This window comes from Bradyrhizobium sp. CCGUVB23, assembly GCF_024199885.1.
Classification (GTDB): Bacteria; Pseudomonadota; Alphaproteobacteria; order Rhizobiales; family Xanthobacteraceae; genus Bradyrhizobium.
Genome location: NZ_JANADQ010000001.1, coordinates 5,520,515 through 5,543,254, shown reverse-complemented (window position 1 = coordinate 5,543,254; position 22,740 = coordinate 5,520,515). Strand labels below are relative to the sequence as shown.

The 22,740-nt window shown below is 58.7% G+C and carries 17 protein-coding genes and 2 pseudogenes; 8 read left to right on the top strand and 11 right to left on the bottom strand.

The window, feature by feature from the left end; genetic code table 11:
- The first annotated feature begins 17 nt into the window (after positions 1-17).
- Positions 18-284, top strand: coding sequence for a hypothetical protein (locus NLN62_RS25450; RefSeq protein WP_254110641.1), 267 nt, complete (start codon positions 18-20; stop codon positions 282-284).
- Positions 285-420: 136 nt separating this feature from the next.
- Here the strand turns inward: NLN62_RS25450 and NLN62_RS25445 are convergent, their stop codons facing one another.
- Complete coding sequence (locus NLN62_RS25445) at positions 421-1,494, bottom strand: hypothetical protein (protein WP_254110640.1); 1,074 nt, start codon at positions 1,492-1,494, stop codon at positions 421-423.
- A gap of 186 nt (positions 1,495-1,680) precedes the next feature.
- Here NLN62_RS25445 and NLN62_RS25440 point away from each other — a divergent pair, with 186 nt between their 5' ends.
- Positions 1,681-2,922, top strand: a complete 1,242-nt coding sequence (locus NLN62_RS25440; RefSeq protein ID WP_254110639.1) for a Fic family protein — start codon at positions 1,681-1,683, stop codon at positions 2,920-2,922.
- A gap of 75 nt (positions 2,923-2,997) precedes the next feature.
- Here NLN62_RS25440 and NLN62_RS25435 read toward each other — a convergent pair whose 3' ends face one another.
- The gene (locus NLN62_RS25435) at positions 2,998-3,282 is read right to left on the bottom strand and encodes a DUF3892 domain-containing protein (protein ID WP_254110638.1); all 285 of its coding nucleotides are present in this window, start codon (positions 3,280-3,282) and stop codon (positions 2,998-3,000) included.
- Between the two features lie 322 nt (positions 3,283-3,604).
- Here NLN62_RS25435 and NLN62_RS25430 point away from each other — a divergent pair.
- Positions 3,605-4,531: pseudogene (locus NLN62_RS25430) on the top strand (IS701 family transposase); the annotation flags it as partial.
- 657 nt (positions 4,532-5,188) lie between these two features.
- Here NLN62_RS25430 and NLN62_RS25425 read toward each other — a convergent pair.
- The 4 genes from NLN62_RS25425 to NLN62_RS25410 all read right to left on the bottom strand — a co-directional run bounded on the left by NLN62_RS25425 (position 5,189) and on the right by NLN62_RS25410 (position 7,813).
- Positions 5,189-6,301 carry an asparaginase gene (locus NLN62_RS25425; protein ID WP_254110637.1) on the bottom strand — a complete coding sequence of 371 codons (1,113 nt, stop codon included), beginning with the start codon at positions 6,299-6,301 and terminating at the stop codon, positions 5,189-5,191.
- Between the two features lie 460 nt (positions 6,302-6,761).
- Positions 6,762-7,361, bottom strand: a complete 600-nt coding sequence (locus NLN62_RS25420) for a transposase DNA-binding-containing protein (RefSeq protein ID WP_254110636.1) — start codon at positions 7,359-7,361, stop codon at positions 6,762-6,764.
- Positions 7,327-7,536 (bottom strand): hypothetical protein, encoded by a 210-nt coding sequence (locus NLN62_RS25415; protein WP_254110635.1) that lies wholly within the window; start codon positions 7,534-7,536, stop codon positions 7,327-7,329. The genes NLN62_RS25420 and NLN62_RS25415 overlap by 35 nt, the downstream gene beginning before the upstream one ends.
- A 70-nt stretch (positions 7,537-7,606) precedes the next feature.
- Positions 7,607-7,813, bottom strand: a complete 207-nt coding sequence (locus tag NLN62_RS25410) for a hypothetical protein (RefSeq protein ID WP_254110634.1) — start codon at positions 7,811-7,813, stop codon at positions 7,607-7,609.
- Positions 7,814-8,154: 341 nt separating this feature from the next.
- On the opposite strand from NLN62_RS25410, the pseudogene NLN62_RS53590 reads away from it, so the two are divergent.
- Positions 8,155-9,695 (top strand): annotated as a pseudogene (locus NLN62_RS53590) (type IV secretory system conjugative DNA transfer family protein).
- Positions 9,696-9,697: 2 nt separating this feature from the next.
- Here NLN62_RS53590 and NLN62_RS25395 read toward each other — a convergent pair.
- Both NLN62_RS25395 and NLN62_RS25390 read right to left on the bottom strand, forming a co-directional pair.
- Complete coding sequence (locus tag NLN62_RS25395) at positions 9,698-10,312, bottom strand: hypothetical protein (RefSeq protein WP_254110632.1); 615 nt, start codon at positions 10,310-10,312, stop codon at positions 9,698-9,700.
- A 587-nt stretch (positions 10,313-10,899) separates the two neighbouring features.
- On the bottom strand, positions 10,900-11,436 hold the full coding sequence (locus NLN62_RS25390) for a hypothetical protein (RefSeq protein ID WP_371933138.1): 537 nt from the start codon (positions 11,434-11,436) through the stop codon (positions 10,900-10,902).
- 2,591 nt (positions 11,437-14,027) lie between these two features.
- Between NLN62_RS25390 and NLN62_RS25385 the strand changes: the two genes are divergently transcribed.
- Together NLN62_RS25385 and NLN62_RS25380 are read left to right on the top strand one after the other, a co-directional pair.
- Positions 14,028-14,753 (top strand): Ulp1 family isopeptidase, encoded by a 726-nt coding sequence (locus tag NLN62_RS25385; protein ID WP_254110630.1) that lies wholly within the window; start codon positions 14,028-14,030, stop codon positions 14,751-14,753.
- Between the two features lie 1,007 nt (positions 14,754-15,760).
- Positions 15,761-16,537 carry a nodulate formation efficiency C protein gene (locus tag NLN62_RS25380; protein WP_254110629.1) on the top strand — a complete coding sequence of 259 codons (777 nt, stop codon included), beginning with the start codon at positions 15,761-15,763 and terminating at the stop codon, positions 16,535-16,537.
- Positions 16,538-17,220: 683 nt separating this feature from the next.
- On the opposite strand, the gene NLN62_RS25375 is transcribed toward NLN62_RS25380, so the two are convergent.
- Together NLN62_RS25375 and NLN62_RS25370 are read right to left on the bottom strand one after the other, a co-directional pair.
- Entirely contained in the window at positions 17,221-18,735 is a 1,515-nt protein-coding gene (locus tag NLN62_RS25375) for a trehalose-6-phosphate synthase (protein ID WP_254110628.1), read from the bottom strand.
- Positions 18,736-18,760: 25 nt separating this feature from the next.
- A complete protein-coding gene (locus NLN62_RS25370; RefSeq protein WP_254110627.1) occupies positions 18,761-18,922 on the bottom strand; it encodes a hypothetical protein in 162 nt (53 codons plus the stop codon).
- 601 nt (positions 18,923-19,523) lie between these two features.
- Between NLN62_RS25370 and NLN62_RS25365 the strand changes: the two genes are divergently transcribed.
- Positions 19,524-19,811, top strand: coding sequence for a hypothetical protein (locus NLN62_RS25365; RefSeq protein WP_254110626.1), 288 nt, complete (start codon positions 19,524-19,526; stop codon positions 19,809-19,811).
- An 85-nt stretch (positions 19,812-19,896) separates the two neighbouring features.
- Positions 19,897-21,660 carry a tetratricopeptide repeat protein gene (locus NLN62_RS25360; protein WP_254110625.1) on the top strand — a complete coding sequence of 588 codons (1,764 nt, stop codon included), beginning with the start codon at positions 19,897-19,899 and terminating at the stop codon, positions 21,658-21,660.
- A 286-nt stretch (positions 21,661-21,946) separates the two neighbouring features.
- Here the strand turns inward: NLN62_RS25360 and NLN62_RS25355 are convergent, their stop codons facing one another.
- Positions 21,947-22,186 (bottom strand): hypothetical protein, encoded by a 240-nt coding sequence (locus NLN62_RS25355; protein ID WP_254110624.1) that lies wholly within the window; start codon positions 22,184-22,186, stop codon positions 21,947-21,949.
- Positions 22,187-22,740 lie beyond the last annotated feature (554 nt).

Here is a 22,740-nt window from a genome sequence, read left to right as displayed (position 1 = left end):
TGCGCGACCTGACCGCGATGCAGCGGTTGCTCGAGGCGGACGAAGACCTGAAGAAGGAGAAAGGTCATGCTCCTCGAAGTCTTCAAGGATTCGGGATTCGTGCAGAAGAAGGTCCGCGACCATCTTCGCCGAGTGATCTATCCAATCTCGCGAAGGTCGACGCTCTATACAAGATCTCCCTGGGCATCGGGATACTGGACCTCGCGACGGACAGGAACTCCACGTTCGACCCGGTGCTGCTGCGGCACGATTGCGTCCATCGCAACGGCGCCGTCGACGAGTGACGGCCGCGGGAAGTGTTCTCCAAAGCCTTCATCCAGCAGACGGCGGATTCAATCCGGAATTGGGTCGTCGACATCGAACATGCCGTCGTCTTGCACCGACACGCTCCCCGCTAGGACTGACGGAGCAACCGTGCCTTCATCTTTTCGATGCGCCAAACGATGCTGCTCGTCGGCTTTCTCCGCCGGGCGTAGTCAAATCAACCATGGCGGAGATCCACGCAAGAGCCGCGTCTTCACCTCGCTCCTTCGCCAGAATGCTTAGAAGAACCGAGCGTGAATCCGCATCGGAGAGGTCCCGCAATATCTGAATCGCTTCATTAACATTGCCTTCGGCAACTGCCACGCGTGCGCGGGCTGGCGCGTCGGAATCGGTACCTGACAAGGATTGGCCAACGGCCAAAAAATTGCGCGCATTCGCCAGATCACCGCGAGCGGCGGCGGACCTTGCGGCTCGCAGCAGGATGGTTCTCCGGAGGCCGGATGAAGGGGCTGCGCCCTTGGCATTGATGATCTCGACTGCAAGCTGCGCCAATTCATCCTTTTTGCTTAACTCAGGGAATACAGAACGCTGAAGGGCACGCTCATAACGATGCGCGACATCACGTTCGATCGCCTCAGCGAGGCCCTGGTCAAGAATATTGGAATTGGGTCGGGTCGTATGATCCGCGCTTGCCGGAATGACGATATTCGAATTTTTCAGTTCTTCGACAACGCGCTCGGCAATTTCTCCTGGCATTGTGCGCTTCATTTGCCGAAGCGCGATAATATCAAAATGCTTTTCTTTTAATTCAGGAAAATCATCAATGCGGCGCGTGAGCTCACGCCAGCCAAAAACAGTTACGCGAAAAAGCCCTTCTGCGGCATGTTTCTCGGAAATGGCATTGACGTGGTCCGTGACGGCGACGTCGTTGTCCGCGGTGGTCGCAATAATGTAGGTCTTGAGGACAGGACGGAATTTCTTCGCTTCCTCGATCTCCGCATCGATCTCCTTAATCGTCAACTTGGTCGGTGGCCAAATGCGCTTTCCTTTGCACTGAACACCGGAATCGGCGCCATTTTGCTTTCCGTAAATGTCGACGCCATTCTGCCGCTGGCCGCTTCGGCCGTAGCGGACGAGTTCTGGGTCGTTCCAGATGCGCGAAAAGAGATCGGCGCAGATCTCTTCGAATTTATCCCAGCTGGCTGGTGGATGAAGTTGTTCGTCAGACATGGACCGATTGTTTCGACTCACTATCTGGAAGCTAAGTGAGACTCAAAGAACATTTTGAGAACAATTTCAATGTATTGGCGAAGATCGCAGCTCTTCAACCAGCCGAGAAAACGGACATTTATGCGGACTTTGATCCGCTCAATTTCTTAGATGAAACCTTCATATCTAGCTGATATACCTATACTTATGGTCAAACGCTTAGAGGACAAAAAAGAGGACATTTCTGCGGCTCTTGATCGCGACGAGCCGGTTTTTTCCATGGAACCGCTCCTTATTAGGGAGGATTCCCGCCACCGGGGGGAGCTGACCGATTTGGCAGTTGATCTCGTCGGCAAGTCGGCAGGTTTCAAGAGAAGCCTACCGCAAAGCCTGCTGGGCTCCTTGGCTGATCTCGTCCGAGCCATGAACTGCTATTACAGCAACCTCATCGAGGGGCATGATACGCACCCGGTCGATATCGAACGTGCCCTGAAAAACGACTATAGCGCCGATCCCCAAAAGCGCGATCTTCAGCTTGAGGCCAAGGCGCATATCGCTGTGCAACAGTGGATCGACGAAGGCCATTTGCGTGGTCGCACCGCGACCGTCAACGGCATCTGCGATATCCACCGTCGTTTCTGCGAGCACCTCCCTGACGCGATGTTATGGATCGAGGAGCCCGACACGAAAGAACGAATTCGCGTTGTGCCTGGTGAATTGCGGCTTCGCGACGTCAAAGTGGGACGTCATATCGCCGTCAGCCCCGGCGCCGTTCCACGCTTTCTTGCTTATTTCGAGAAGGCGTACAGCGGTGTTGGAAAAGCCGACGCTATTTTAGCTGCCGCGGCGGCGCATCATCGTCTTTTGTGGATTCACCCGTTTCTCGATGGCAATGGCCGAGTCACGCGGCTGATGTCGCACGCCATGCTTTTGGAAGCGCTCGATACCGGGGCTGTTTGGTCGGTGGCTCGCGGGCTCGCCCGAAGTGACGGCACATATAAGCAGCACCTCACCCAATGTGATCTTCCGCGACGCAATGACCTGGACGGTCGCGGCAACCTCAGCGAGGAAGCGCTCGCAGCGTTTACCCATTTCTTCCTTGAGACCTGCATTGACCAGGTCAACTTCATGGAGTCGCTGATGCAGCCAGATCGGCTGCGCATGCGCATATTACTGTGGGCCGAGGAAGAAACCCGCCTCAGCAAACTTCCTCCCAAAGCGGGCGCCGTGGTCGAAGCTATCCTCTATCGAGGCGAGCTTCCGCGTGGCGATGTCGCCAGTCTTCTCGATCTCACGCCACGTCATGCACGGCGCATCGTGTCGGAACTCCTCAGCCGCGGCGTCCTGACCTCAGCAGGCCCCCGTGATCCATTGCGACTAGCTTTCCCTGCCGCCCTTGCCTCGCGTTGGATGCCAGGACTCTTTCCGGAGCACACGACGAATGACTGAGCAGGGCATCGGCTCGTCTATGGATACGGAGGCGCGCAAAGCATAGCTCGCTGTACATGCCTCTGTTACCGAAAATCACGGACAGTTAGCGAGCAGAAGAAGATTGTTGGGTTGAATGTCGTCCGCCGCCGTCTTGATGTACTTGTGCCCATCGTGCGTGGCCCACACCACATCAACCCTGCGGCCGTTTTCTTCGACATAGAACTCCCATTCGTCGCTCTCGATATCTTTGATAGCCTGATCGATGGATAGCTTCCACGGCGTCCCGTCGGGGTTAGCTCCCCCAACATGTGTGATTCTTTCGTGAGGGTTCCTTCTGTCCGTCTTGTTGACGTAGCGAATGCGTGCGCGTTTAGCCATTCTCGTCTCTCCTAATCTCTCCTAAATCTGTAAGTCCTGAAGGACCAGCATAGACCAATGGTTGGATTCGGCTGCCACCAATCTAGGTAGGTGCGGTGCAGTCCTTCTCCGCGATACTCCTTGCTCGCACCCTTGAGAATTGAGCCTCTCGGGGGCAAGGTGGTCAGTCTCGTTAATCCAAGGGCGAAGGCTCGCCGCCGAAGTTTGCGGCGTGCGGTAGGGACATCGCTTTCAGGGTCCAACGCGAGCGCCGGGTCATCGCTGCTAACTTCACTGGCAGCGCGGGCGCGGTAGGGACAGCGTCGGCTTTTCGCATGTTTGATCTTCCATTCCTGCCGAAGTCGGCTTCCGGACCAAGCCTGAGATCGCGCTGGAGCAGTTGCAGTGGGCCTGTGCGACCGGCCTTCCGCGCGGTGTCGTGCTGATGGACGCGGGCTACGGCAACAACAGCGATCTGCGCACGGAGATCACGGCGCTGGGATTGACCTATGTGGCGGGTGTTCTGTCGAGCACAACGGTATGGGCACCCGGCACCGGTCCCTTGCCGCCGAAGCCATGGTCGGGCCGCGGCCGTCCCCCGAAACTGATGCGCCGCAACCGTCAGCATCGGCCGGCCGCCGTCAAAGCGCTCGCGATCGGCCTGCCGGCCAAAGCTTGGCGCACCATCACGTGGCGGCAAGGAACGAACGAAAAGCTGAGCTCGCGCTTTGCCCGCGTGCGGGTCCGTGCCGCACACCGTGATTATTGGCAAACCACCAAGCGGTTGGAAGAATGGTTTTTGAGTGAATGGCCGAAAGGCGAGGACCAGCCTACCAAATACTGGCTCTCGACATTGCCGGAGGATGTGGCATTCCGGACTCTCGTAGAGACGGCTAAATTGCGCTGGCGCATCGAACGCGACTATCAGGATCTCAAGCAGGAGGTCGGGCTTGGCCACTTCGAGGGACGCGGCTGGCGCGGCTTTCATCATCACGCAACGATGTGCATTGCAGCCTTCGGATTCCTGATCTCCGAGCGGGAGACGATTCCCCCCTCAGGCGCTCGGCGCGCCCGGCCGATCCCGCTCGCTCGCGTTCCCGCAGATTACAAACCCCGCGGTTCTGCCGCTACGGACCCAACGTCACATTCCAGATTCGATCGCGACGATGCGACGGCGACTCGAACAAGGGCTCGTCAGAACGTTCTCGAGATGTCCTTGTTGTGCGATCAAGTTCGCCCACCCCACAGACCGCCGCTTGTGACGCAGTAAGACTAGGCAGCGTCGGAGCTTTCAGACATTGGCATTCCTGCGCCGTGCGGCACAAGAATGCTCGGGGCTGATTGAGGCCAACGGTTTTTGGAATCCTTCGAGTGCCCGCGAAAACCGCCCACTTGCGCGGTGCCGGACCCCCGCCCGTCGTCCTGCGCCCTGTCTTGAGCTGTACTTCTCAAGCGACGGCTAAGTTCTTTTAAGTTTCGTCACCGGCGAGCATCGCTCACTGCTGACGAGAAAGTTGCGGTTGCGTCGCCGCGGAGCTTTGACCGGCAGTAACAATAATAATTCCCGATGACTATTTCCCAATGACTATTCATGCGTACATGGACTAAGGCCCACGATGGTCTCTTGCGCGTTAAACTTCGACTTGAATTCGAGCCGCTCTAGCGCACAGCACGGAAATCCGCTGCCCATTGTCGAGAAGTTTCGCGCGTTAGGCGAAGTCAGCAGCTTCATTGCGTTGCCTCCGTCTATGTTTGGGGGGCTTGGTCGTCCTTCACCTCGACCCATTTAAGGGTGCATTCGCCGCCAGAGTCCTCGCACACACTGTCCTTGTCGTAGGTAGAGGTCAGGACTCACTCCTGTTCCTCTACGCTCCAGGCGGCAAAGCCGTCGACTTGCACGTCGTTGGAACCGCGCCAGTACCAAAAACTACCAGGTCGCGGTGAAGGCCTTCTGAAGCTCGGCCGGGGCCGTGACGCCTCTTGCGATCAGGAGCTGGGTGAGGACGCGCGCCTTCTGCGGGTTCAGGTCCTCAGAGACGACGAAGCCGTTCTTGTCGTCATCCACCTCGACATTGCGCGTGACGAAGCCAGAGCGGACGCGCGCGGCGCGAACGATGATGATGCCCTTCTTCGCAGCCGCCTCGAGCGCGTCGAGCGCGGACTTCGAGGTGTTGCCGTCGCCGACGCCTGCGAGCACGATGCCCTTAGCGCCGTGCGAAATCGCATCCGCGATCGGAATGGCATCCATGTTGGCATGGGAGTAGACGATGTCGACGCGGGGCAATGGATCGCTTGTCGGCAGCGCATAGGTCGTACGCTTCGCACTCGGCGCCTGCGCCAGGAAGCGAACGCCACCGGCGGTGTCGACATAGCCGATCGGCCCGCCGTTGGGCGACATGAACGTCTCGATGCTCGTGGTGTCGGTCTTGGTCACCGAGCGGGCGCTTTGGATCTTGTCGTTCAGCACGGCCATGACGCCGCGCCCGCGCGAGCGCGGATCGGCGGCGACCTGGAAGGCTTCATAGAGATTGCCGGGGCCATCCGTGCTGACTGCCGTGGCCGGACGCATCGAGCCCACGATGACAACCGGCTTGTCGCTCTTGACCACGTTGTCGAGGAAGAACGCGGTCTCCTCCAGCGTATCCGTGCCGTGGATGATGATGACCGCATCGGCCTCGTTCTTGTCAAACGCCTGCTGGATGCGACGGGTCAGCGCAAACCAGACCTTGTCGTTCATGTCCTGCGACCCGATCGACGAAATCTGTTCGGCGTTCACTCTCGCGAGCTTGTCGAGGCCCGGGACCGAGGCCACCAGTTGCTCACCGGTGATCTGGCCAGATTTGTAGGCGCCGGCAGCCCGTGGATCGGCTTGACCCGCGATGGTCCCGCCGGTCGCAAGCACGAGAACGCGCGGCAGATCGGCGGCGTGTGCCGCCGTATTGATCGTGAATGATGAGGCTGCCAGCGCGATCACGGGAATGGAGAGCATCGCGATAAGGCTTTGCCGGCGGCTTGCCGATATCAGGGCGTCGTTCGTCATTGAAATGATCTCCCGTCAAGGCTTCGATGCCTGAATGGTCCCGCCAGCGCTGATCATGGGTGTTTCAAGCTCCGCGCGTCAAGGCTGTTCGACCCACCACTTCCTGTAGCTTGGGAAGCGGCCGTTCGTGTGCATGATGATGCCGCTAGATCGAAGGGGAGTGCCACCAATGTCGAGGCCTTGCGCATCAGCGCGGTACCGACGCCCCTTGCCGGAAGTTTCTGGCTCCCTTGTGAGGGAGGGTGACAGATGTGGGGCGGATCGCCGGGACATTCGAAGAAGCCCGCTCAGGTTTCGAGACCGCTTGGCAGGAGTTGGCAGCCACGCGCACGGAGGCGGACTTCCAGGCGTGGCGTCGCCAGCGCGACTGGACGGCATGGAGTTGGTGATCTTGCCGGCAGAACCAGCGTATTGCCGCCGCACGAGGCCTTGCCCTACTTGAGAAAGCCGGTCTCGTCGATCACCAGGACTGCATTGTCGTCCGCGTCGCCTCGAAATGACCGCTAAGAATATCCGCCTCGTTGACCCGCTCATTGGACAAGAAGCGATAGGCGGCCTGGGTGTTGGCCCAATCATGACAAACCAGCGGGATGCTCTGACCCATGTCGCTCCCGATTTGTGCGGGCAGTTTGCCGAACCGGCGGCCAAGCCGCTCATCCTTAAACTCGCATCCCGCAATGACCGAGGGGCTACCGATCGGACTGACGGCAATCAAGTTCTGGACACGCTGATTGAGGCCAATAGTTTTTTGGAGTCCTTCGACTGCCCGCGAAACAATGATCTTTTGTTGCAAGCGCCCACTTGCGCGGTGACGCCCCCCTCCCGTCATCCTGCGCCCTTTCCTGAGCTGCATGTCAAAATCATTAGCTGGAAGCGAATCACGAATGCGCCAGCGGGCGCCAATGGCAACGCGCCCTGGAAGCAGTACAATTGGCATGAAGTCGATTGGGGCGGAGGTTCGCTTAATGGCCGCCTGCCGGCGGCCATTGTCAAGAAGCTTGCGCGTTGAGCGGAAGTTTTCAGGTTCAAGGCGTCCCTCCGTCGGTTTTTGCGTCAGCATCCTTCACCTCGACCCATTTGAGGGCGCATTCGCCGCCGCAGTCCTCGCACACGCTGTTCTTGTCGAAGGTAGTGGTCAGGAACCATTCCTGCGTCTCGACGCTCCAGGCGGCGAAGGCGTCCGCCTGCACATCGTCCGAGCCGCAGTGGGAGCAGATGGGCTTTTCTTTCGTCATAATAGAAAACACCTTTGGTAACGTGTTGCAGTAAGGGGCGCTCAATGAGCGCCCCCGTTGCCGACCTCGGCTATGCTGCTTCTTCATCCTTGGTTTTGTCGTCTTTCGGCGGCTCGCGCAGGACGATGCGATCGCCGACCGGGAGAGCGTCGAGCTGAATCGTGAAACCTGCGCCCTTGTCGTGCGGGAATGCGGCTCCGATTTTGGTCCAGATCGTTGGCTTGCCTTCGCGTTCCTTGACGCTGAATGCGATGAAGGTTGGTTGCCTGTTGCTCATGGGATTATCCTTTCTGTTAGTAAGCCCCGACATGGGGCTTGATGCGGTTCGTCCAGGGACGGCGACCGGCGCGCGTCAAGCGCTTTGGACGGGACCCGGAACGAAACGCGGTCTGCGCGTTCTTCAGCGCAACCGCGTCTTCGCTATGGGGAAAAGCGCTTGACGCCTCTTCGCGCCGGCGGCGGCCCTAGAACTGCAATCATCAAGCCCCGCGGGACTTCACGTAAGGAAACGGCCATGAAGAACCGCCAACCAGGTGAGCCTTCAAGGATTCCCAAAGGTTTCGGCAGACCTCGGACGACGGACACGCTATCCAAACTGATCCGGTGCGGAGGACTGCGATGGTGTTGTTCACGAGCGAATTCAGAAGGTGGGGCGTACCGACGGACCACGAGGCCTTGCGGGCTTATCCAGGACTGCCGCGATTTGACGAGACGTCGCGTGCGCTGTTCGAGAAGCGCTTGCCGCGAGGCGTTCCGATCGCGCGGCTTCAAGAGGATCGTGAGCGCATCAACTATTGGATGTCGCCAGGCGAGCTCATGGGCTATCGCTGGGAATTTGGAAAGCTGGTGATCGGCAAGGTCGGCGACACTTTCCTCGGCCACCTTGACGATCGTCCCATTGTCACGCTGGCGGGCACGCGTGCAGGAAAAACCTCGACGGTGCTCGAGCCCAATCTCTATCTTTACTCGGGCTCGATGCTGATCCTCGATCCGAAGGGCGAGCTCTCGCGGGCGGCGCAGTATCGGCGCGCAATGGGACATAATGTCTTTGTGTGGGACCCGTTTGGCCAGACGGGCGAGAAGAGCGCGTCCTTTAATCCGTTGGACGAGCTTGATCCCGAGGATCCTGCCGTCATCGACGACGTAATGTCGATCACCAATGCGCTCGTGCCGGAGGGCGGCGATGGCAATGCCAAACACTTCAACGATAACGCTCGGGCGCTGCTGCAGGGGCTGATCCTGCTTGCCCTCACCTTTTCAAAGAGCGAACGAAACCTCATCACCGTCCGCCAGTTGCTCAGCCTTACCTACCCGCCTTTGGTTGAAGCGGCTGGGATAGCCCGCCAGCGAAGGCTGGCCGGCGCCACTGACGAAGAGCGAAAGAACCACTTCCGTGCACATTCGGACGCGGTCGAGCTCTTGTTCAAGAAAATGTTGATGGTAGGAGACAGGTTTGGTGGCGTGGTTTCGGAAAAAGGGCGGCGCTTTCTGGAGACTCCTCCGGGCGAATTGGGGAGCACGCTATCGACCGCATCGGTTCACACGGATTTTCTCGACAGCCTATTGCTGCGCAAGACATTGCGGCACTCGGATTTTCGTCTTTCGATGCTCCGCGCGGAGCGGCCTACCACGATCTTCCTGTGCCTTCCGGTCGGCAGAATGGAACGTCACTTTCGGGCCTTCAGGCTCATCGTTCAACTCGCCTGTACGGTTCTCGAAGGCATGGGCAACTATCCCCGCGATTGGCTCCCGATCATCTTTATCTTGAGGAATTTCCGATATTGGGAACGTTCAAGATTGCCGAGCAGGCGGCGGCTTATTTCCCGTCGTTCGGGATTATGCCCCATTACATCGCGCAGGACGTCAAACAGCTGCAGATCAACTACAAGGGCTGGTCGTCATTTCTAGGCAACGCCGGGCTTGTTCAACTCTTCGCCAATGGCGACGGTGAAACGATTGACTACGCCGCCAAGCGGCTCGACAAGCTGATAACCCCCTGGGAGCTTGAAAGGGCGTTTGCGCGCGAGCACCAGGGACAGTTGCTTCTGATGAAGGGCCAGGCGCCAGCGGCCGCGATGCGGCTGTCGCATGACGAAGTCGCACGCATCCGCGAGAACGCGGAGCGCATCTGCGCTCGCGTGGATGTTCGAGCACCCTGATCTCAATTTTCCGCTGCGAAGATCGCATCGCGGCGGCCCCACAATTGGTCCATCGCGATCTCGAGATCTTTCGCCAGGGTCTCGGGCATACGGTCGTTTTTACCAATACGGTTCGCCGCCGCGTATTCGATGAACCGCGTGCCGTAGATGCCGCACAGCACCAGGCGGTTGGGATCGTCGCCCTTCATCTGAAACTGAGGCCAGTTGTCGCCGATCAGGTCGGCCGAGAAGAAACGACCATCGACGATCATGCCGTCGGGGTGGATTTCTATGCTGTGCCGGATCGAAATCTTCCAGAAGGCCAGTAGCCAAATGACAACGCCGGCGATGACTAGACCGGCAATGCACCACAGCCACGGCACCGAGCTCTCGAAGAAGAGCCACCATCCGGTAGCACCTGTCCCCACCACCCAAGCGACAACGCGCAGACTATCCAAACCGGGATTCCTGAGCTGATCGCGGTAGTTGAAAAGAAACCCGCCGCGTTCGGTCAAGATTCTGACATAGCCATTCAGCGCGTCAGGCAGCGCCGAAGGCGTCGCCAGACGGTCCATGAGCTCGGCGACATCCAGCGGCTCGAGCTCATATGCCGGTTCTGGATCAACCTGGGGGCGCATCGGTCACCTCGGGTTTGTCTCTTCCCGCTGACTGTAACTCACCAGGCGGACGCGGACGAACGCCGACTCGGGCCCTTACCAAACAATCCCTTACGGTCCAGCGGACCCGGCTCATCGTCCCAAATTCGCTGTCCGCAATAGCCCTCAACTAATCGGACAGCCTTGCCACTACGATTATCCTGCATAGCGCAGAGAAAGGCGAACAAAAGCGGCGCAGTTCGAACGGCGGCATCATCGAGGGTTGCATCTGATGAAAACGTGCCATCCGGTATCGAAGCTCCTTCCGGAGCCCGCGACGCCATTCGCGTCGCGGGCAGGCGCTCAGTCAGGAACAGGAAATGGATCGCCCCAGCCATCTATACGCCTTTCGCAGGATTCTCGATGATCGTCGCGCCGGCAGAGCTATCTCCAGTGGTCATGGGACTTTTGATTGGAAACGCGTTGGGCGACCTGGCGATCGCCGCCTCGCCGGCCGGCACGAAGACCTGGATCAGCAGGAGCAGCAGGTGGCCTGCCGCGGCCCGCGACGACCACACCACTCGGTTGGTGACGTGGCGATGGAAAGTACAGAAAGAACGATCCGATGTTCAGGGTTCCACGCACAAGATGAACAAGTTCAAAAATTGGCCAAAGTCAACGGCACTTGAAATAACTTTTCTGGCCGGGGGCTTATCGCTCCAGTCAGTGAGAGCCTCAAGTGTCAGGCGAGTCGAAGCCAGTTCACTCCAGGATCGCGCCACCTCATGCCATCTCTCTTGTCGTGTGGGCAAACACTCAAGCAGCCTTTGCGCCTTGCGTGCAGTCGGGAATCTCCCGACGCGCTTAGCCTCGTCCAGGGATTTGCGCAGCTTCGCTTCGGTTTGTTTCCATCCGCAGCCCGTCGTTCTGCCCTCGACGAAGAAATCCATAGTGATACGGAAGGTCAGAGCACGGCTTGCGGCGGCGTGCGATTCCAATACGGGTCCGTTCAACCATTGACGAAGCGCTTCGAGCTGGTCCGGCATGCCAAGCGAGGAAACGTCGCCGTCCTCGAAGATCACGAATGAGGCGAATGACGCGACATCGAGTTGCAGGTCCAGATCTTGCGCTTCCAGCCAACTAGCGATTGCTTCTATTGGCGACATCACGTTGGCTCTCCTTCTTGACGGTCTGATTGCGCTTGATGCCCCTCGGGGGCGCCATCGTGAGAGCGATCCGGCCCGAACAACGGCGCATTGGTCAACTACAAGAACTTGTAGGCGGCCACAACATGTCTAGCTTGCATCCTGCTGGCGGGACGGAAAAACAGCAGATCAGCTTCGAGTTTCCTGGATCGGAATGAAGGCCATGAGACGGTCCAAAAGAAAGCCCGGTGACACGCTCTGCTGAACAACCGCTAGTAGACACGCTCGGCATTTTGCTGGGCGTTTCTATTTGGCGGGTACTATGCTGGATAGTAACTGGGAAGTGATCAACGGGCCCCGTCCATCACATAGAGCAGCTAACAGCTAGATGGAGCGGATGATGACGAAAAAGACGAGACGGCGTGTGCTTAGCCTGATCGCCGCCACCCAGCTTTGGTAGGTCCGCAATTCTACGGTCTGTGCGAATGTGGGCCTGTCGGTGAATGGAGCCAGCCCAGCTGGCTGAAGCGCCGGCCAGGGATCCAAGTCGTCGCCCGCGATCGTGCGGGACTGTCGCCCTATCCTGATCAAATTCAACCCCCTCCCGCTTTTGGCGCTGAGGTTGAGAACTTGCTACGATCTGAGTTCGGACGCGGGAGATTGGCGTGGACCCAGACAATTTCGATCCATTCGATCCAGGTTGGCTGCAGGCGTACGACGCCATGTTGCAACAACAGGCAGAGCCGGCCGCGCCAGGGGCGGTAGATCAGGTCGCGCGCGAGGACTCTGAGCAGCACTTGGCCGAGGAGCGCCAAGGCGATGCTGCTCCCATCGCAGGGGGCCGCCCACCGCGTTCAAACCCCAACTATCCTCATCTGTCCGATAACGACGAGAACCTCATCAGCTCGGCTCTCGAGGCCGAGGTTGGGCACAGGAAGCTGACAGAAGGAACAAAATACGTTTACGCTAACGCTCTTCGTAGATTGGGGAATCACCTCGGCGAGCGGGGCCAAACGATTGGTGCATTCGATCATGATTCCCTGCTCGCTCACGCCAAAGCGTCTTTTAGGGATGTCCAGAATGTTGCTTCCGCGTTGACGGTCCTTCGGAGGTATCGCGAGCCTGACACCCCACATAACAAACGTCGACGAATTGATTTTCCTGTGGGGGCTGCTTCCGTCGCTGGAGTCCCTGCTCGTCCAGCCCCTAACCATCCTCATCTGTCCGACAACGACCGGAACCTCATCAGCTCGGCTGTCGAGAATGCGTGCGAGCGTCTAACAGAAGGAACAGCACGCACTTACGCTAACGCTCTTCGTCAATTGGGCAATCATCTCGGGAAGCGAGGGCAAACTATTGATGCACTCGATCACAATTCCTTGGTCGCCTACGCAAAAGAGTTTTTTCGGGATAACCGGTATGTGGTTCCCGGGTTGACGGTCCTTCGGAGGTATCGCGAGCCTGACACGCCATATGGTCCAGTTGTCTCTGTGGAAGACGAGATTCTCATCGACCGGGCCATCCGGGCAGCAGCTGCTAGGCGCCGAGGGTGGACCAGGGACACTGCCCGGCGGTATTATCGGGTTTTGCGCAATTTGGCGAAATCTCTCGGGCCAGGTCAAACGATCACTGCACTCGATCACGAATCCCTGATCGCTCACGCTAAGAGGTCAACTGAGCTGAGAGCCGCCTTGCAAGCGCTTCGTGAGTATCGCGGCTCAAACACATTAGCTGATCGCGGGCCTCCACATCACAGTTCCACGGCAGAACGCGGACATATCATCGATGATGCAGCTCGTTCCAACCAGCGAACAGCGACTACGCCGCCTATCGGCCTGATACGTGAGTCCGGCAACAATAGCCTCGGGGACGGTGTTTCGGGCGCAGTCGGCTCCTGGCAGATGGGGGAACAGGCAGCCCATTCGCCATTGCAAGCTGTCGATCCGGAGGAGCTCTGGCAGGAAGTGGACCAAGCTGGCCAGCCGCCCGCCGACGGTTGGGACCTCGCGAACTTTTGGGAAGGCATGCCGTCTTCCTTGGGCCTGTCGCAACAATCATCCGCTCCGGCAGCCGCCCTACCGGCTTGGCCGCTGCCGCGTGATTTCGGACATCTACTTCCCCTGCAATTCAATCCCTGGCAATTCAATCTCGGCCCCCAACCGGCCCCCGGCGTCCTGAACGGAGCACCGGACAGAGCAGGGCTCCTACCGAGGCCGTTGCAGTGGTCGATGAATTTCTATCCTCACACTCGGCCCTACACGGCATCGTTCGATAGCCGAGCGTGGGAGCCGGCCGTAAACAATCCGCTAGGCAGACAAGTTATTATTCAGCCGGTCCACGATCCTGGCGGATCCTCGGCCGGTGGAGCATCTCGTCAGCCGCTCACCGATATCGGGCCTCTCGTGCCCCCCGGAGGATGCGAGCACCGCGAAAGCGGGCTCCCAAACTATGCCGAGCCGCAAGTGGCAAGTTGCGATCAGTTGCAGCTTTGGCGCGAGGCGAACCAGATCGCGGCACCGGTACCTGCCGGCTGGAGCTCCGCGTGGCCATTGCCGTCCGCGCAGTCGGACCGCAATTTCCCTGAGCCGGCAGCTCTGCCCTCAGGAGCTACGTTGTCAGATCTCTTCCCCGGCGCTGGTTATCCGATGCCATTCACCCCGCAGCAACTGCGAGATCATGCTCATTTTGCGCCGGCGTTTCCGAGTACATCCTCCGATGCGTTGGAAGCGCCGTCCCCCGATCGCAGCGGGCGGGTGCTCCGGGCTAGGGAATGGCTGGGTGACCAGCATATCCAGCGGGATTACGAACTGCTGATGCAGGACTTGCAGCAGAACAATCCGGACCTCGCCGCCCGGACGCGGCTCGTCGATCCCCTCATCGCCCATTATCAACTGCGCCTGGGGTCGGCGAGCGTGATGCTCGCCGCCTTCCAGCGCATTGTAAATGTGGATGGTAACGATACAGCCGACTTCCTGTTCATGCCAGTGAGCGACGCCAGTGCTTCGGATCCTGCTCGCCGCGGCACCCACTGGTCGCTGCTGCTCGTTGACCGTCGCAACCGGCAAAGCCCGGTTGCCTATCACTACGACTCCCGATGGGGAGGCAACGACCGCCATGCTGCAATGCTCGCAGCGCGGCTAAGCGCCCCCCTGCAACCCGCCAGCATACGCCAGCAGGAGAACGACTTTGATTGCGGCGTCTTCGTGGTGGACGGCACCCGGGCCCTGGTCGCAAGATTGGTGCAGACGAACGGGCAACACATAGCACATCTCGACGACGTCGTCCCCGATCGGCGGGCTTTACAAATCCGTCTCAGGAATTATCACGGCCCGGGTTGATGGGCAGCCGGAGCGGCTCTCGCCACGGTCGCGATGCAGCACCTCAAAGCTCTCCTCGCGTTGGACTATGCCAGGCATAATCTACGGCGCGGTCACGTCCTCGCGCTGCATCTGACGCACCACCGACACCGTTCACCCCATGCGCTCGGCGCGGACCCGATCCCGCGACCAGCCGCGCATGCGACCCAGAATCGGCGCTCTCTCGACCACCTTGTCGTCGAACAGGACGATGCCTGCCGTGAAGGGGGCGCTCGAACGGCGCTAAACATTCTCACGCTCGAGGCGGCTCCAACCCTCGCGACCCAAACAGCTTGAGCAAGAGATCGACATCGGTCGGTCGGTTCGATAGCTCTACTGCCTTCTCGTTGGTATCCTGCAAGATATCGCGACATAGACACTCAACCGCCTTACGTTCAGCTGGGATGTGTGAAGTCGCGGACGGCGCACCTCCCTCAAACGACGCTTGGTTCTCCCCTTGATGATCAACTAATGTTTCAAAGATCGAGCGAGCTATCTCAGAACAACCGCGGCTTCTGAGAACATTGCCTGTGTCTGCGAGAATGGCCCTAGCTTCGAGTCCGACTTCGCTATCTTCCAAGTAGCCGATCATATGTTGCGCTGTGCATTGCATAACAACAGGCTTAATCCCCAAATGAGCGAGCGATGCGAGGCGAAAGTACGTGGCAACGATCCGAAATACTTTTGCACTTCACGTACTTCGTGACCGAGTCTTAATCAAAGCCCAATTAGGCCAAAATCAGTCCGGTGACTGAATCTCCCTCTTCGTCCAAAACTTCGCACTCGCCTGCACTGAAGGATTCGGAATAGGCACCCAACCATTCCTGGTAGGTGGCATCGCGGATCTTTTCGGGAATACAGATTGATCCAATGGTGGCCGGAATCGCTCCGGTCGCAGGCTAAACTACGCTGCATTCGGTTTGGCGGGTTCGAGCTTCAGCAGAAGACGAGCTTGACATCGAACTGACGAAGATTAGGGCCAAGGCGCGATGATGAAGAAAAAGACTGAAAGGCGCGTGCTTTGGTTCTGTCTCTGTCTAGTGCTGGCGTACCTGGGGGAACTGGCCGTCACGAGCGGCAGTGCCTGTGCGGACACGATCGCACTTATCGACAACGTCAAGTCAACTTGGCGAGCGCAGGACGGCGAGACTGTCGAGCAAATCATCGCCAATGTCTCGAAGGTGGCGCATTTCGTTCCGAGGAGATGGGGAGTCGCTCAAGCCAATGACGGCAGCGAGTATGTGTTCTTTTCGTGGGTCAAATATCGGAACCAAAAGGCAGCCGAATATGCCATTACCTGGAAAGTTGCGTCCGATGGAACGCTCAAGGTTGAATCGCCCTATGCAAAGCCGATAGAATTGGGTTGGAAGGCATTCGCACTCTCGCTGATCGCCACCGAAGTCGCAGAAGGCGAACGCGCGGTGAACCTCCGCTTTCTGCATGATCCCGTCAACTTCAACTTTGTGATGACCGCTCAAGGCAGGTTGGGCGATCTTCTGCGGCACGGCCGGTGCACTATCAGCGATCCGGTCGGGCTCGACTACCTGCAAAAGACCGATGACAAAGATGCCGCAAAAAGCAATCTGTGGCGCATTCTGATCATGGTGAACTGCGATATTCCAGGGCCTATCTATCTGACCCGTGGCGGAGTCATCGTTTTCGAGAAGAGCGAAGGACAAACCTGGGAGCCGCGGTCGTTTTTTGCCAAGCGGATCGCCGCCTATCCTCCAGGCTCTTGGTTTGATCATGCGGACCCGGAAGATTAGGAAGCGCTAAAGGGGCCAAGGATATCTTGCAAGATGAACGCACGGACTAGCTTCGCCAGCGCGGGCCCTTGCGGGGGCGCTGATTTAAAATCGCAACCTATCCTGGTGGTGCCTCGCTGGTCCGTCGAGAGCATTGATCCAAGCTCCGATCACGGGGACGCGGCCGAGCCCGAACGGATGATTGCCGGCTGCCTGCCGGTCCATCGCGCCCCTGGGGTCGCGCCGATGAAGAACTATTTCCGAGCGACCTTCGGTTGCCGTTGGCTGCAGCGGGCGCGACAGCTATCTCGTCACCCCAATGGAGTTTACGAGTCCTCGCGAAGAAGATGCTCAGCAAGAAATCACAACCGATTCCTTCGGCTCGAGATTTGGCCTACCCGTCGACCAGCCAGAGTGTTTAAGCTACGGCCGTTAAACCCTTAGGGACGGTTTGCGGTCCAGGCGCCGTTCAGCCGCCCTTAAATCGAGGTATGAGAATAACGTTGATACCCCGCGGATTGTTAGGGGTCATCTCCCTCATCCCTCCAACCAACTGCGCCATGTAGGGATGACCGTGGATGTAAAAATTTGTCGTCGGCAGGACCGGCGTCGGGAAAGCGTCCACTCTATACAGCGCGCCGAGTAGGACATCCGGAGCCGGTTGAGGACGGTGATTCCAGCCCAAGCCGACGATGTGCGTGAAGTCATAATCTAGCCTCCTGGCGCGCACACCGAACGCCGGACGTGACAAATGCGGCGGGTCCAAATGGCTCGCACCGCCGCGTAGTTGAAATTCGGCCCTCCGTTTCGAACCGCTGAGCTGCCGCACATCGCGCGGGCTCTGTCCCCCCAAGCTTCTCGGTCCGAATTTTCTCCAGCTCCGCAATGAAGTCCGCGGTCCATTGCGTGATGGGATAGGCTCGAAGCTTCGCCATCATGTCTTGCCAGCGCGAGATGCGGTCGGTCTGCGGCATCTTGATCGCCTTCGAAATCGTCTCGGACATACCTTCGACGTCGTTGGGATCGACGAGCAGTGCGGCATCGAGTTCCTTGGCCGCGCCAGCAAATTTGGACAGAACCAGCACGCCGGGATCTCGGGGATCCTGCGCGGCGACATATTCTTTCGCCACCAGATTCATCCCGTCACGCAGCGGCGTCACCACCCCAACACGTGAGGCGCGGTAGAGACCCGCGAGTACGGCCTGGCTGGCAGGCGTCGTCTCGTAGCGGATCGGTTTCCATCCGTCCGCGCCATGGCGCGCATTGACGTCTTCGACAAGAGACATAACATCGTTCTGATAGTCGCTGTAGCTCTGGATGCTGGATCGTGAGGAAGTGGCGATCTGCAACAGCGAGATACTGCGCGGCTCTTTCCCTAAAAGGCACCCGAAAGCCCGTACGCGATTGTCGAGACCCTTGGTGTAGTCGAGCCGGTCGACACCGACGGCAAGCTTCTCGCGATCGAGACCGTCCAATAGCGACGCGACATCGGCATTCGCGTCCGCGTCTGCAGCGTGCTGTGCAAATTTGTCTGTATCTATGCCTATCGGGAACACTTGGCACCTCGTCACGCCTCGACCAGGTGAGGTTACGACGCCATCTTCGCTGGGCGTGAGCTGGAGATCGGCAAGGACACAGGCAAGGAAATTCTGCCGGTCCTCGTCGGTCTGGAAGCCGATCACATCGTACGCAAGCATCAACTCGGTCAGTTCGCGATGATGCGGCACCAGCTGCACGTTGGGCGCCGGCCATGGCGTGTGCAGGAAGAAGCCGATTGGCCGGTCGACGCTCCGATCACGCAGCTCAGCGCCAAGCGAGAGAAAATGATAATCATGCACCCAGAACGCGTCGCGGTCCCTGTAGTCGAACAGCGCGTCCGCCATGAAGGCGTTAATTTTGCGATAGCTAACATAATCGTCATCCGAGAAGGAGATCTTGTCTGTCAGCGAATGCAATGCCGGCCATAGTGCCGAGTTGGCAAAGCCCTCATAATAGCGTCGATAATCCTCAGCAGGCAGATCGACCCTCACGAGCCTACCTTCGCCGAGTGCCGTGACGGACGGATTGTTATTTCGGCCAACCTCCGATAAGCGCGAGGGCCCTACCCAAATTGCTCCGGATTGTTGCACCATGGGAAGTAGCGCTGTCTCAAGCCCTCCTGTCTTGGGTTCATTGACGTCGCCAGAGGCAACCCGATTAGACACGACAACGAGATTCACAAGTCATCCCCGTCTGATCTGCGGTTTACCCCGGGCCGTCGATCAACTTGAAGGTGATCGCCGATGTACGGCCTGACACCCGACTGGATTCGACGGTGTCACGCGTGCGCCGCGGGGCGGTACCAAACACGGCGTGCAGGCTCGAACCACCGAGGCCCGCCCTGACCGGCAGGATAAATGTGCTCATCCACCGCTCGGTGCACCGACAGCTTCGTTTCGAGAGGGCAGCTTCCAAGGCCAACGAAGCACCGGTTTTTGGAAGACAGAATGGCTTGTACTTTTCGGCGGTAGCCGCAAGCTCCCAAGCGGTCTCCTATCCGGTCGCTCGAGCGGCCTCCGAGCCAATGAAGGTGCCGCTGGAATACAACGCGGCTGCCCCGACGATCAAATCGTTGCAGTTAGGAGCAGCAATTTACGAAACGTTTGAGTTGAATTGCTGCCCACCAAACTTGGTATGTGACACAAAGACGCGTTCGCATAGTGAGACTGAAAGTCCGTCACGCTTGAGAAATATTGGCGCAACGAAATTCGTTTCTCGGCAGGTTTCACGCGCGTTGTTATAAGGCCGCGCATGTTGGGTCTTTTGACCAAATGACGAGAACTCGGAGACGATCAGCCCACCATCTAAGGTTTCTAAGAAGGCCTGCCGGGCCCGCGCCTCGGTCCAAGATGCGCTTCGCTTCCTGTCCGCCTATGTAGAAGTCGATACTGGCGACCGGGTTACCGACGCCTGCTCGGAACAGAGTGCAACTGCCTTTGCTTCGCTTTCATTCTGCTCGGCCAAGCAAGTGATCGGCAAGTCGACTAAGTGTGTTTTTGGACCCGACTTCAAGTCGGCAGATAGTAGTCAAACAATTCTCAAGACAAGCAGTTTCAAATACGTGCCCGTTGAAGACCTGAAGGTGGTCGGCCGCGACAGCAAGATCTGCAAGACCAGCGTGTCCGTTACAGAAAGAGATGTGAGGCAGGGCAAGTTAAGCACGGCGCAGCACGAGCTTGTTATCCAGGCAGCAGAGAACATGTCCCGCACCGGTAAGAAGGAAGTCATACAAAAGGACCAGACAATCTTCCTGTAGCTGACCAGAGAGCAAGAATGGCGATCACGATCTCAGTCTCGACGACAAACGCGTCACGGTTGCGTAGCCGATGCCGTCCGCTGGCATGTCCACTCCGAGCTGGCAAGACCGGGTTCAAACAGCCCATGAGTTTATTGCCGCCGGCCGTATCGAGGAGGCGGAAGCGCTACTGGAGGAGATCCCTGCCACAAGCGATCCGGACACGCTCAATGCAAGGGCCACATTGGCGCTTGCACGGCGACAGACCGAGTTTGCGTTCGATATGCTGGCTGAAGCGGCGACCATTTACCCCGAACACGCGAGCCTCATCACCAATCTCGGTATCGCCCACCAATTGCTCGGCCGCGCTGAGGAGGCGATGATCTGCCTCGAACGCGCGGTTGCTCTCGCCCCGCGCAACGGAGCGATTAAGCTAGCGCTCGCTCGAGCCCTGTTGAGCCGCGGCAACGTTACGGATGCTCGCGCGATGACGGAGACGGTTGTCGACAACGAGCCAGGCAATACGCGCGCTCTCCTTCAATTCGGAGCCATCGAGTTCGCCTTGGGCCACAGCTCGTCGGCTGAGACTGTCCTGCTTCGTGCGCTCGAGATTGCTCCAGACGATCCTGATGCGCTGGGCCATTTGTCGGCACTTATGCTCGAACGAAGCCGATTCGACGAGGCGCTCAACCTTGCCGAACGCGCGCATCTGCGCGCCCCACTCGATACAGACGGCCTGTTACATCTGGCTTATTGCCGCGCCGCAACAGGGCGCTGGTCGCAAGCGGAGACGACCTGCGAGAAGTTACTGGCCTATGCGCCGGCTCATGTTGGCGCCCACGAAATCTTGGCCCGCGTTACGATTGCCAAGGGTGAAATGGACCGAGGCATTGCGCAACTGACGGAATTCGTTCGCGCTCAAAAAACGGACCACTCCGCCGCGATTGCTCTGGTGCGTGTCCTGCAACTCGTTGGCCGGTTCGATGAAGCCCTCAAGCTTGTCGACCGCGTCGCGCAGGCGCTGCCAGAGAATGAAGCAGCGAAGTCTTTACAGAAAACGCTCGAACTGACGCTCGGTCGCTTCCCGTCACCCGACCCGACCGCCTTAGAGCCTGTGACGCGGATACTCGCCCCCCCGACGACCGGCGCACTCGAGTTCGTGGCGCTCGTTCGCCTCTTGCGCCGGCTGACTAGCCAGCAAGATGTGCATGTGGTCGCGGAGCCACGTTATCAGGCTCTTCTTGCCCGCCTCGCTGAGCCGGTGATTATGGACGAGCCGAGGCGTGGACTCTCAGCTACGCCGTTGCAATCGCTATTGCGCATTCTGTCGATCGACGCCGGCACCATTGCAGATGGCGTTCCGTACCTGCGTCCCGATGCCGAGCTATTCGCCAAGTGGCGCGATGCTTTGACCGTGTTCGCAAGGCCGTTGGTAGGAATCTTATGGGAGAGCGGCGCTCTCGGCCTATCGATGGAGCAGGTTGCCGCTGTGATTCCACACTCCGTCACGCCGATCAGCTTGATGAGTGGAGCGCAACGCCACGACATGAAGCGATGGCGTCACCCGATCGATGCCGGTGTGCATATCGAGCGCCCTGCGGAATTGATCGCAGCGATCGCCAATCTCGACGCCGTGGTTGGGCCCGACAGCTTCGCCGTCCATATCGCCGGAGCACTCGGAGTCCCCGGCGTGGTTTTCGTGCCATGCGGTTATCCCTGGTATTGGGCCCAGGCTGGCGGAAAGCCACTGTGGTACCCGTCGTTCGAAGTCGTCGCGCAGGAACGGTTCGGTTATTGGTCTGAGGCGATCGAGCAAGGTGGGCGTAAACTGGAGGCACTGCTGCGCGCGTCAACGAGCGAATTGGGGTAACGTGCTCGCTCGATAACATCTGGAAGGCTGCGGCCATTCAAAGACAAAGCGAGATGGCCCGTTACATAGAGCAGCTAACAGCTAGTATAGAGCGGATGATGACGAAGAAGACGAGACGGAGTGTGCTCACCCTGATCGCCGCCGCCCAGCTTTGGTAGGTCAGAAATTCTATGGTCTGTGCGAATGTGGGCCTGTCGGTGAATGGAGCCACCCCAGTGCAGCTGGCTGAAGCGCCCGCCAGGGATCCAAGTCATCGCCCGCGATCGTGCGAGTCTGTCGCCCTATCCTAATCAAATTCACCCCCTCCCGCTTTTGGCGCTGAGGTTGAGAACTTGCTACGATCTAGCTTCGGACGCGGGAGATTGGCGTGGACCCAGACAATTTCGATCCATTCGATCCAGTCGATCCAGGTTGGCTGCAGGCGTACGACGCCATGTTGCAGCAACAGGCAGAGCCGGCCGCGCCAGGAGCGGTAGATCAGGTCTCGCACGAGGACTCTGAGCAGCACTTGGCCGAGGAGCGCCAAGGCGGTGCTGCTCCCATCGAAGGGGGCCGCCCACCGCGCTCAAACCCTGACTATCCTCATCTGTCCGATAACGACCAGAACCTCATCAGCTCGGCTCTCGCGGCCGGGGTTGTGCGCCGGAAGCTAACAGTAGGAACAGCACGCAAATACGCTGGCGTTCTTCGTAGATTGGGCAATCATCTCGGGGCGGGAGGGCAAGCCATTGATGCACTCGATCATGATTCCTTGGTCGCTCACGCCAAAGCGTTTTTTTCGGATGTCCCTCATGTTGGCACAGCGTTGACATCCCTTAGGAGATATCGTGAGCTTGGACCAATTGATGCGGGTGCTGCTCCCATCGCACGGTTCCTGCCGCGTCCAGCCTCTAACCATCCTCATCTGTCCGACAACGACCGGAACCTCATCAAGTCGGCTCTCGAGGCTGAGGTTAAGCGCGGGAAGCTAACAGAAGGAACAGCATGCGCTTACACTCGCGCTCTTCGTCGATTGGGCAATCATCTCGGGGCGCGAGGCCAAACCATTGATGCACTCAATCATGTTTCCTTGGTCGCTCA

Coding starts and splice junctions, on each gene's coding strand:
- NLN62_RS25370 (WP_254110627.1), bottom strand. CDS start 18,922: ATGAGCACATTTATCCTGCCGGTCAGGGCGGGCCTCGGTGGTTCGAGC.
- NLN62_RS25360 (WP_254110625.1), top strand. CDS start 19,897: ATGTCCACTCCGAGCTGGCAAGACCGGGTTCAAACAGCCCATGAGTTT.
- NLN62_RS25445 (WP_254110640.1), bottom strand. CDS start 1,494: ATGTCTGACGAACAACTTCATCCACCAGCCAGCTGGGATAAATTCGAA.
- NLN62_RS25390 (WP_371933138.1), bottom strand. CDS start 11,436: ATGTCGCCAATAGAAGCAATCGCTAGTTGGCTGGAAGCGCAAGATCTG.
- NLN62_RS25450 (WP_254110641.1), top strand. CDS start 18: ATGCAGCGGTTGCTCGAGGCGGACGAAGACCTGAAGAAGGAGAAAGGT.
- NLN62_RS25440 (WP_254110639.1), top strand. CDS start 1,681: ATGGTCAAACGCTTAGAGGACAAAAAAGAGGACATTTCTGCGGCTCTT.
- NLN62_RS25425 (WP_254110637.1), bottom strand. CDS start 6,301: ATGACGAACGACGCCCTGATATCGGCAAGCCGCCGGCAAAGCCTTATC.
- NLN62_RS25420 (WP_254110636.1), bottom strand. CDS start 7,361: ATGCTGACGCAAAAACCGACGGAGGGACGCCTTGAACCTGAAAACTTC.
- NLN62_RS25415 (WP_254110635.1), bottom strand. CDS start 7,536: ATGACGAAAGAAAAGCCCATCTGCTCCCACTGCGGCTCGGACGATGTG.
- NLN62_RS25380 (WP_254110629.1), top strand. CDS start 15,761: ATGATGAAGAAAAAGACTGAAAGGCGCGTGCTTTGGTTCTGTCTCTGT.
- NLN62_RS25435 (WP_254110638.1), bottom strand. CDS start 3,282: ATGGCTAAACGCGCACGCATTCGCTACGTCAACAAGACGGACAGAAGG.
- NLN62_RS25410 (WP_254110634.1), bottom strand. CDS start 7,813: ATGAGCAACAGGCAACCAACCTTCATCGCATTCAGCGTCAAGGAACGC.
- NLN62_RS25395 (WP_254110632.1), bottom strand. CDS start 10,312: ATGCGCCCCCAGGTTGATCCAGAACCGGCATATGAGCTCGAGCCGCTG.